Below are 10,611 nucleotides of genomic sequence, written 5' to 3' on the forward strand. Positions count from 1 at the left end.
CAAGCACATATACGTTCTTTTTCATTTATTTGCCATTCAAAAAACCGACTTTTCTCAAAAAAAAAATAGAACGAACAGCATTCTTACTGTCAACGCTCTATTTTTCAGTTCATTTTTATCCTACACAGCTTTGTTTTCAGTCTGACATCTTCTTCAAACGAGTTGGTACATATAGTTTAACAAAGAGACCCGTAACAATCAAATAAGCCGCTAGCGGAACCCATCGCTGCTGACCATCCAATACGACTGCAGCAATCAACCCAAAGATAACCGATGCGATAACTAATACCCATGTGAGCAGATACTGGATCGCCTGCTTCTTCTGATTCTCATGGATCGGATAAAGCTGAACGAGCACCATATAGCGGAACTGGCTCGCTAAAGGCAACAATTGGAACCCGATCAAATATAAAAATAAAGAACCGATTATCAGACTAAAATAAAAGTCGATCACTCCGAAAATCAATAGCCCACCTATAATTACTAACCGGAAATAAAGACCACTAAAATCAGAACCTCTTGCCAATCTTCTTGCAAACAAGTAAAGATAAGTGTTTTTTGATTCTCTCTTAATATGAGTCAATAGAGGATCCAAGTAGCGTCTTCTTTTTACCTTTGCCGTAATTTCAGGAACATCGGTGAATAAATTAATAAATTGATAGATTTGATGCAACCTTTGTTCTTCTGCGTGCACCATTTTCTCCCAATCCAATCCTTTTTCCTGTTGCTTCCACAAAAACCAGTAATATAGACTTGCCTGTACCAATGCACCTGCTACCCCTGCCCAGACCAGCCAATAAAATGAAAGAAGCAAAATGAGCATAGAAGAAAGTAACCAACCTGTTTTCCAATAACGAATGACCTGTTGATCTAGCCGAAACAATTCTGCTCGCTTAATTTGCAGATGACTGAATTTCAAACTCCATAATATGATCAGATAGACGAAAAACATCGAAAAGACTTGCTGAGTACTAACCACCACTAATGGCATAGCAAATCCGCATGCCAATATCAAAAGGATCATCGGAAAAATGCAAGAATAGCGAAAAGCTCGTTCCAAATAGGTCTGCATTTCTTTTTCTTTCGGAAGTAAAAAAACAATATCTGCTGCCTCCGCAAAAGTAGCCATCTTGCCTACAAATAAACAGAGCATCCAAAATACAGAGATTATCATTCCCCCAAGTGCAAAAGGCGGATGCAAGGTTTTCAACCAGCTAGAATAGTACAATCCCACGCCACCAATTAAGAAAAGACAAACTAAAACAAAATGATCGTTCAACACATAGCGCATATATTTCATCATTTTATTTTGATGCCTTGCTAAACGTTTTTGAAAAAAACTACTCATGTGCCTGCTCCTTTGTTAAAGCGATATAGATTTCGTCCAAAGAAGAATCCGGCAGATGAAATTCTTTTCTCAACATCTCAAGGGTCCCATCTGCTCGTATCTCTCCGTTATGTAAGACCACAAAACGATCACAGTATTTTTCTGCAGTAGCTAAAATATGCGTAGACATCAAAATACCGGCTCCTTCTTTTTTCATCTCTACCATCAATTCAAGCAGCGCATTGATAGCTAGTGGGTCCAATCCTAAGAATGGTTCATCAATGATATATAAAGAAGGCTCGATCAAAAAGGCGCATAAGATCATCACTTTCTGCTTCATCCCTTTTGAAAAATTAGCCGGAAACCAGTCAAGGCGATTAGACAAACGGAAAGTCTCCAGTAGCTTTTCAGCTCTTTTCATTGCTGTGTCCATAGGTATATCATAGGCCATCGCAGTGACTTCGATATGTTCCCTCAAAGTCAATTCTTCATATAAAGAAGGCGTCTCTGGAATATACCCAATTTGTTTACGATATTCTTCCGTATTTTTCTTTAAAGATAGATGATTGATTTCTATCGTTCCCTTTGTAGCTTCCAACAGACCGATAATGTGCTTGATGGTTGTACTTTTCCCTGCTCCGTTCAGCCCGATCAATCCTACTATCTCTCCAGGCTGTACGTTGAAACTGATGTCTTTTAACACAGGGAGATGGCCATACCCTCCTGTGACATGATCGATAATTAAACTCATTCTTTTTCCTCCGCCATTTATTTTTATTTATTATACCATGAAGAAAATGACGGTATTTTGTTTTTTTCCTTACAATGGCTTTAACTTATGGTAAAGTTAAGCTGAAGTATTTATTCTTTATGGAAAGGATGTTTTTTATGGAAAACTGTATTTTTTGCAAAATCATCAATCAAGAAATCCCAAGCTATAAAATTTATGAAGACGACAAAGTCTATGCTTTTTTAGACATTTCTCAAGCAACGAAAGGACACACGTTAGTTGTCCCTAAACGTCATGTAGCAGATATTTTTGAATATGATCCTGAACTTGCAGGAGAAGTTTTTTCACGTGTGCCTAAGATTGCTCAAGCATTAGAAAAAGCTTTTCCAGAAATGAAAGGTCTTAATATCTTGAATAACAACCGTGAATTAGCTTATCAATCTGTTTTTCATTCACATATCCATTTAGTTCCTCGCTATAGCAAAGAGGACGATTTTTCTATCCACTTTGGCAACCATCAAGACAGTTATGGACCAGAAGAACTAAAAGCTATTCAAGAAACAATCGTAAAGCAGGTGCACAGCGATGATTAAAAACTTTTTCAAAGGACTGTTATTCGGAGCTGCTGCTGGAACTGTCGGAGGTCTGTTATTTGCACCTAGGAGTGGGAACGAAACAAGAAAAAAACTGATTGAAGAACTGGAAGAAGCAACCACTCTGACAAACGATTTAAATAACAGCTTGGATCATTTTAAAAGCGCATTGATCGAGACAAAAGAAACAGCTGAATCTGTGATTCCCGCTTTCCAAGAAGCCATCAACAAAGATATCGAAGATTTTAAATTCCAGGCCGAACCACGTATCGCCCAAATCAATGAACAAGTAGAAAAACTAACAGCTGATCTGCCTGAGTATCCTGATCAAATGCAATAATGATCATTTTCTCAACAGATACGACTGTCTAATAGAGGAATAATTGCACATTTCCAAGGAATGTGATGAAATTTTGAATTTTGTTTGAAACTATCACGAGAACGCTTTTAAAGGGCATGGGATATGGTATAGTTAATATATAAAAAATAATAACTAATTACAGGAGTGCAAACATTAATGAAAAAAAAATCAATTATTTTGGCAGCTACTAGTGCGTTGGCTGTTTTAACTCTAGCGGCTTGTTCAGGCGATACCAATAAAGATATCGCAACGATGAAAGGCGGAACGATCACTGTATCTGATTTCTACGATGAAGCAAAGCTCGAATCATCGAACCAATCATTAGTACAACGGATGATCATCTATAAAGTATTCAATAACAAATACGGCGATAAAGTAACAGATAAACAAGTGGATGCAGAATACGACAAACAAGCGAAATCTTTAGGTGATACTTTTGAATCACAATTAGAAACTGCTGGGTATACGAAAGATTCTTATAAAGAATATATCCGTAATAATCTAGCTTTTGAAGCTGGTTTGAAGGCTCATGTAGATATTACAGATGATGATTTGAAAACTGCTTGGGAATCTTTCCATCCAGAAGTAGAAGCACAAATCATCAAATTATCAAGTGAAGATGAAGCCAAAGATGTAAAAAAATCAGCGGACGATGGGGATGATTTCTCTAAATTAGCCAAAGACAAATCGACTGATTCAGAGACAAAAGAAGATGGCGGTAAAGTCAAATTCGACTCGACGACAACAACCATTCCTGCAGAAGTAAAAGAAGCAGCTTTCAAATTGAAAGACGGCGAAGTCTCTGACGTTATTACTGCAACAAATACTACTTCTTATGCAACAGAATACTATGTTGTCAAAATGGTGAAAAACCAAAATAAAGGTAACGACATGGATAAATACAAAGATCAATTAAAAGAAATCGCTACTGAAACAAAATTAAGTGATAATACATTCACGACTAAAGTAATCGGTGAAGAATTAAAAGATGCAAATGTAAAAATCAAAGATGATGCCTTTGAAAATGTGTTGAGTGCATTCACAACAACTTCATCAAGTACGAAAGACTCAAGTGAAGCCACATCTTCAACAAAGAGCTCTGACACAAAATCAACTGATTCAACAAAAGAATCTTCAACTGAAGAAACAACTGATTCATCAAAATAAAAGAAAACAAAAAAAGCGAAGACTTATGTCTCGCTTTTTTGTTTTGAATGAAAAAAATAAATTTTTGCTATAAATCTTTTGGTACATAGAAACTTCGGTTGTCCATACCGAAAATCCGATCTGTGTATTTTCCTGGTTCTGTTTGACGAATCGAAGTCAACATCATCTGCATGGAAGCATCAATATTGTCGATTTGATGTAATATTTCTGCTTCCATTATTCTTGGACGTACAGGTGAACCATATTCTAATAGGCCGTGATGTGCTAAAACCATATGTCGTAATACGAGAACGTCTTCGTCAGCTTCGCTGATTTTCAGCGCAAGACAGGCTTTAGTTATTTCTTCGTCAATCAATACCAAATGACCGATTAAATTCCCTGCAAGCGTATATTCTGTCGAAATAGGACCGGAAAGTTCGATCACCTTTCCTAAATCATGCAAAATGATACCCGCATATAATAATGGGCGATTCAACTCAGGATATTCATCCGCAATTGATTTTCCTAAGTGAAGCATTGTCAAAGTATGATAAGCTAATCCACTGGCAAATGCATGATGGTTTCTTTTGGCTGCCGGAAACTCAAAAAATTGTTTTTGGTATTTATTGAGTAGATAGCGAACGATCCGATTCCAATGTGCATTTGTGATTTCAAATAATAATTGATTGATTTCTTCTTCCATTTCTTCTTTCTTCAAAGGGGCTCTTTCCATGTATAAACTAGGTTCCCCTGGCTCATCCATCCTTGTTAAACGCATGTGAAGAATCTTTACTTGCGGGTTCCCTTGATAAACCTCTCTTTTACCGTTTAGAAAAACGACTGTGCCGGCTGTAAATTTATTGATTTCCTCTTCCGAAGCATCCCAGTACTTGCCATCGATGGTACCTGAAGTATCTTGGAAAGTAAAAGCAATAAATTTTTTTCCGTTTTTAGCGATTCTTACATCTGCACTTTTGATCAGGACAAATTGCTCAAACTGCTCATCGATTACTAAATCACGAATTTTTTTCATTATTTGCTCCTTCTAATTGTTTTACGGTTTGGTTCATCTCATGGTAATAGCTTACCATTTCTTTATCAGAAGAAAAACAAATTATTTGATACTTTTCTCCAAATTTAGCTAAAAGTTCAGCTAATTGATACTTTCGCTGATGATCATAATGAAGCCAGCCATCATCTATGATGATCGGGCATATCGAACGATTGGCTTCTAACGAGAGGTAAGCAAACCTCATCGCCATAATCAGCTGATCTTTCGTACCTGTAGACAACTCATAGATTGGAAAGTCTGTATATCCGTCTGTTAAAGTCAGTGTATCGTTTTTCAGTAATATCTTCTGATAATTTCCTTTTGTTAAAATACCTAAATAATCACCCGCTGCTTTTAACAACTGAGGTAATTGTCTCTCACTCATCTCTGTTGAAAGATCGCCTAAGAATGTCCCTGCGATTTCAAATGCGCCCCATTCCTCCAGCAATTCCTGCAATTTTGCTTTTTGTCGGCTAGCTTGTTGATAGAGTTCGTCCAATGTGCCGTCTCTTTGCAGCTCTTCTACTTGAAGTTGGAGTCGTTGCCGATTTTCACTTGCTTCTTTTTCTTCTTGCTGTAGTTGGCCTTGTTTTTCTTTCAATTGCCGCAGTCTTACAGATAATTTTTCTTTCGTCAGTTCTTCAGGAAACAGTGGACGAAGCATTTCTGACAGTTCATTGTACCTTTTCATCTGCTGTTCGGCTTGTTTGGCTTTTTGTAAAAAGACAGGTACTTCCGAAGGATAAGATAATCCAGCTTGGCTCAATTGTTCGCTGTATTCTTGTATCCATACTTTTTGTTTCTTTTTCAATTGATTGATTTCTTGCTTCAATAAAGTATTTTGCTGATAGCTTCTGGCAAATTTCATCTGTTCCATTTCTTGGATAAAACGGGAAAGCATAGCCATTTTTTCTGAGATCGTCTTATCTTGTATGGGTAGCCATTCTTTAACAAACTCAAATTTCTGATCGATCTGTTGTAGTTTTTCTTGGATTTCCTGCTCTCTTTTATGTTTCCGCACAAATACGCCATACAATTTCTGATAATCTATGACTTCTTGCCCATATTCTTTCATGAGTTTGAGTGTATCCATCTTTCCTAAGTGCCGATGATCAGCAAAACGATATACTTCTTGCTGAAGAATCTGTTTTTCTTCTTCGATTCTCTTTTGTTTTTCTTCTGCTTCTGCTAATTGGGCTAAAGCTAAATCAAGCTGACCTAGTTTTTCTTGCCACATTCCTTTTATTTCTGAGAAATCATTTTTAGGTTTGACCTTTGGTTGCTGTTTGTAAAAGAAATAGCCCACCATGCCTGCACCAATCAATAAAAAGATCACTTTTAAGGGCATTGGTACAAGTATGCCTGCAATGATTATTGCTCCGCCAGCAATTAGCATATAGGGTTTAGATGAAGGAGTTGGTGCTATCTCTGACTGATTTTGTAATAATGCTGGATAAGTCTCTTCCAACTCATTCACTTCTGCTTCGATCATTTTTTGCTGTTCTTTAGCTATCTGGAGACGCACAGAAATCTGGCTTTCTAGATCAGCAATCCTTCTTTCTTCAGCCAGAAGATTCTTCCACTCTTCTTCATATAAAAATTCTTCCGGTAACGGATTTTTCTGCCACTGCCATCTTTGTTCCAAAATCTTCAATTCTGAATTTGTTTCTCTAGTCTCTATTTGAAGTCTTTGCCATTCTTCGCTTAATTGTTCCGTTGTAAATTGGAGTTGTTGGAGGTCTTTTAGTTCTTGCTCCTGCTCTAAATAAAAATAATATCTAGCTGACTGCTGATCCATCCCGCTATGCTTTTCCAGAGTTGCTTCTAATTCTTCTAAACGCTCATTTGTTTGCTGATACCGTTTGGAAAAAGACTCCAGATCAAGAAGAAGTTGTTCATCAGGAAGACCTGTGGCGATGTTTTTTTTGAGGGATTGCCATTCTTCATATAAAGAAAAATTGAGTTCTTGCTGTCTGGCTAGTGCAAATTGTTTATTCGCCTCATGTAGTTGTTCCAGTAACTGTTGCTGTTGCGACTCGTATTCCTGTTCTTGTTGGATCAACTTGCCAAAATAAGCTTCCTGTTCTTGTTTTAGATGGATTTTTTCTTGAAGCTCTTTCCATTCATTTAATTTTTGATTGATCAGCAGTTTTTGGCCTTTTTTCTTGAATAACTGTTGTGCTTTCTGATAATATTCTTGTCTTTTTTGGAATACTTGAGAACTGCCCGTAATCCCTAAAGAAATCAGTGCATCATGTAGCTCTTTTTCTCTCAAGTGATCTAGTTCCATCAACTGTTCTTGCTGGAAAGTAAATACCTGCTGGAATAACTCTTTCGTCAAAGGTGCAATCAGTTTTTCTAGTAATTCATCACTTCCAACTTGGTTCCCCAGCCATACCTTCGATTTTCCACGATTTTGCTGTTTATAGCGCTCGACAGCAAACTCACCGTATACAGGATGTATAAGCCATATTTTGCCGCCATAGGCTGAGCCGTCTTTTGGTGTATAATCCTTTTTTTTACGGCCTTTTGAAGGGAATCCAAATAAGATGGCTTGGATAAATTGATAAATCGTTGATTTTCCTGCTTCGTTTCCCCCATAGATCAGCTGATTGCCTGAATAAAAATCAAAACTTTTTTGACGCCATTTTCCAAAAGCAGCAATCTCGATCCTTAAAATCTTCATTCCTGATCCTCCTCAAATAAAAAATCTTGATTAAGTAGCTGCTTGGCTTTTTCAAGTGTTTCTTCTTGATATTCCGGCAGTTCGCTCAATATTTTAGCCGCTTCTTGGTGACTATATACTTCATTTAAAATTTGTTGGAAATCTTGAGGTGTCTGATAGTATTGAAATAGCTGTTCCATCAATTTAGCAGAAGCAGCAAGTGGAATCTTCGCATAAAAAGTATCCTCCATGAGAGAAATACGCCACATAAATAAATCCCTTATCCTATCTGAAAATTCCTCTAACAGATAATCTAATAACTCTCCTGATTGTATTCTCTCTAGAACATCTGTATTGAGATGGTCATAATCTTTTAATTTTATCTCAATTAAACTAAACCCATCTTCTACTTTTGAAAGTTGCTGACGAATATGGACAATGACCTCTTTTGTCGTTTTCGCTTGCCTCAATGATATTTCCTTTGTCTTCCAATAGACCTCTGCTACTTTAATCGGATGTATTTGACAACTTCCTTTACTTAATTCAACAAGTAGAATGGACGTAGAAGTTTGTTCTTTTTTAGTGTGTCCTTGAGGCGCACCTGGATAAACGATGGTTTGCTTTTCATTTAAAACTGTTGGCACATGGATATGCCCCAAAGCCCAATAATCGTATCCTTTTTCTTGCATTTTTGAAGGTTGGAAAGGGGCATAGTTCCCTTTTTGCGAGGTACCAGGTTCCCCATGATACAAACCAATATGGTAATCTGTGAGTTCTCTAGAAGGAAATTCCATCACTTTGTCTTTTTGAATCCATGGTTGTCGATAACTGAATCCACTGAGAGAGACAGTTTCGCCACTTTTTATCGTTATTTTTTTTGTCTCTACCGTTTCGGATGTAAATAAATGGACATTTTTAGGAAAGGAGAACCAATACCGCTCTTTTTGATAGAAATCATGATTTCCGAATATTATAAATACAGGTATATGGTTTTTTTCTAACCGTTTCATCTGTTCTGAAAAATGTTTCTGTATTTTTAATGAAGGACGATTTTGATGAAAATTATCTCCTGCAAGTAAAACAAAATCAACGTTATTTATTATTGCCTGTTCAATGATATTTGATAAAACGGTCAGATTCGTCTTCAATAGTTTTTCCTGTACAGTTTTATCTAGAGTTGTCAGTCCTTCAAATGACCGATCCATATGTAAATCTGCCGCATGGATAAATTTCACCATTAAAAATTCCCTCCTCTTTTTCTTTTATCATACCATTTTCAATGTTTTTTTTCATCAATAACCGAAAATTTGTTCGTATTATGCAAAGAAATTACGATAAATGGCTGGCTTCAAAAAATGAGTTTATTCGAAAAAAGATTGTGACATGATTTTTGTCACAATCCTAAATATTTATATTCTATACTCCCTAAATTAGTTTATATGGTAAGAATTCTTTCAAAAGCTTGAGATACTCCGCCTTTATCGTTTGAAACGGTAATATAATCAGCTTTTTTCATGATCTCTTGATGACTATTTCCCATTGCAAAACTAATATCTGCACTCTCAAACATAGATAAGTCATTTAAACTATCCCCGATCGCGATTCTCAAAGGTTTTTTTAAATTGTAGATTGATTCCAAACGATCAAACACCGTGCCTTTCGATACATTTTGAGGCACGATTTCAATGTTTACAGGTGCTGATTCAGTAACAGTCACATTTAGCATCTTTTTCAAACGGTTAAATATATTCGCTTTCAATTGACGATTGGGAATAAAAATAAAAAATTTGTAAATGCTGATATCATCCTTTTCTATAATTTCCTCAATATTATTATAAGGAATAGAACAAATAGATTTTTCATACTCAAGCTCATAGTTCAACTCCTTGACAGAAAATTCACTACCTACCTCGTGAAAGATTTTTTTCATTTTATTTTTATAGTTCTGCGATTCATAACTTCCGAGATTCGTATATATTTTAGTTGGAAATTTCGATATGACAGAATCAATTTTTTTTACATCCTTTTTATCGAAAAAAGACTCAAATATCTTTTTTTCTCCATCAAATCCAACAGAACCATTTAATCCTACTGCTGGAACCATTAAACCAGATTTTTTGAGAATATTATTAATGTCTTCTACTTCTCTTCCAGAACAAATGAATGGAAAACAGTCTTTAGGTAAATGTTGCATTGTTCTTGCATTTTTTTGACTAATGCTCTGGTCAGAATTCAAAAGAGTACCGTCTAAATCTATACCAATTAGTTTCATTTCATCCATGTCTCCTATACGTTAATTATACATTCACTGCTGATTATAAGTCTAAATTTCTCACAAAACATATACTAATTATACCTAATTTAAGTAAGTATAAGAATCATTTTAAGAATAGGAACGGACATTTGTATACTGTTCTCTATATTTTTGATTTATAAATAAACGTGTATTGTATCAAAATCAATTATATCGTTATTTTATAATAACCAACTATAAAAAAACGAAGTAGGTGAAAACTAACTTCGATATTCATAGAAGACTCTATTAGTTCAATTTAGTAAAAGATTTAAACAAAAAAAAGATGAACTATTTCTAGTTCATCTTTTTACCTTTGCGTGGCGACGTCCTACTCTCACAAGGGGCAACCCCTCACTACAATCGGCGCTAAGAAGCTTAACTTCTGTGTTCGGCATGGTTACAGGTGTATCCTTCTCGCTATCGCCACCACACTGTGGTGTTA

General features: G+C 36.0%; 9 protein-coding genes and 1 rRNA gene. 3 read left to right on the plus strand and 7 right to left on the minus strand.

Annotated elements, in window-relative coordinates; genetic code table 11:
* Window positions 1-136: 136 nt before the first annotated feature.
* Both RWU19_RS05310 and RWU19_RS05315 read right to left on the minus strand, forming a co-directional pair.
* Complete coding sequence (locus RWU19_RS05310) at window positions 137-1,348, minus strand: ABC transporter permease (protein WP_123838222.1); 1,212 nt, start codon at window positions 1,346-1,348, stop codon at window positions 137-139.
* Window positions 1,341-2,078 (minus strand): ABC transporter ATP-binding protein, encoded by a 738-nt coding sequence (locus tag RWU19_RS05315; protein ID WP_002309930.1) that lies wholly within the window; start codon window positions 2,076-2,078, stop codon window positions 1,341-1,343. The genes RWU19_RS05310 and RWU19_RS05315 overlap by 8 nt, the downstream gene beginning before the upstream one ends.
* 137 nt (window positions 2,079-2,215) lie before the next feature.
* Here RWU19_RS05315 and RWU19_RS05320 point away from each other — a divergent pair, with 137 nt between their 5' ends.
* The 3 genes from RWU19_RS05320 (at window position 2,216) to RWU19_RS05330 (ending at window position 4,178) form a co-directional block, all read left to right on the plus strand.
* Window positions 2,216-2,650: an HIT family protein gene (locus RWU19_RS05320; protein WP_002291337.1), complete on the plus strand. Its 435-nt coding sequence runs from the start codon at window positions 2,216-2,218 to the stop codon at window positions 2,648-2,650.
* On the plus strand, window positions 2,643-2,990 hold the full coding sequence (locus RWU19_RS05325; RefSeq protein WP_123838223.1) for a YtxH domain-containing protein: 348 nt from the start codon (window positions 2,643-2,645) through the stop codon (window positions 2,988-2,990). The genes RWU19_RS05320 and RWU19_RS05325 overlap by 8 nt, the downstream gene beginning before the upstream one ends.
* A 177-nt stretch (window positions 2,991-3,167) precedes the next feature.
* Window positions 3,168-4,178 (plus strand): peptidylprolyl isomerase, encoded by a 1,011-nt coding sequence (locus RWU19_RS05330; protein WP_002291335.1) that lies wholly within the window; start codon window positions 3,168-3,170, stop codon window positions 4,176-4,178.
* Between the two features lie 67 nt (window positions 4,179-4,245).
* Here the strand turns inward: RWU19_RS05330 and RWU19_RS05335 are convergent, their stop codons facing one another.
* The 5 genes from RWU19_RS05335 to rrf all read right to left on the minus strand — a co-directional run bounded on the left by RWU19_RS05335 (window position 4,246) and on the right by rrf (window position 10,600).
* A complete protein-coding gene (locus RWU19_RS05335; protein WP_123838224.1) occupies window positions 4,246-5,190 on the minus strand; it encodes a 3'-5' exoribonuclease YhaM family protein in 945 nt (314 codons plus the stop codon).
* Window positions 5,174-7,894, minus strand: a complete 2,721-nt coding sequence (locus tag RWU19_RS05340) for an ATP-binding protein (protein ID WP_123838225.1) — start codon at window positions 7,892-7,894, stop codon at window positions 5,174-5,176. The genes RWU19_RS05335 and RWU19_RS05340 overlap by 17 nt, the downstream gene beginning before the upstream one ends.
* Window positions 7,891-9,111, minus strand: coding sequence for an exonuclease SbcCD subunit D (locus RWU19_RS05345; RefSeq protein WP_123838226.1), 1,221 nt, complete (start codon window positions 9,109-9,111; stop codon window positions 7,891-7,893). Before RWU19_RS05345 ends, RWU19_RS05340 begins: the two co-directional genes overlap by 4 nt.
* A gap of 197 nt (window positions 9,112-9,308) precedes the next feature.
* Complete coding sequence (locus RWU19_RS05350; RefSeq protein WP_316002711.1) at window positions 9,309-10,154, minus strand: Cof-type HAD-IIB family hydrolase; 846 nt, start codon at window positions 10,152-10,154, stop codon at window positions 9,309-9,311.
* A 330-nt stretch (window positions 10,155-10,484) separates the two neighbouring features.
* Window positions 10,485-10,600: ribosomal RNA gene (gene rrf / locus RWU19_RS05355) — 5S ribosomal RNA — on the minus strand.
* Between the last annotated feature and the right edge of the window lie 11 nt (window positions 10,601-10,611).

This window comes from Enterococcus sp. 2STP (assembly GCF_032465635.1).
GTDB lineage: Bacteria > Bacillota > Bacilli > Lactobacillales > Enterococcaceae > Enterococcus_B > Enterococcus_B lactis.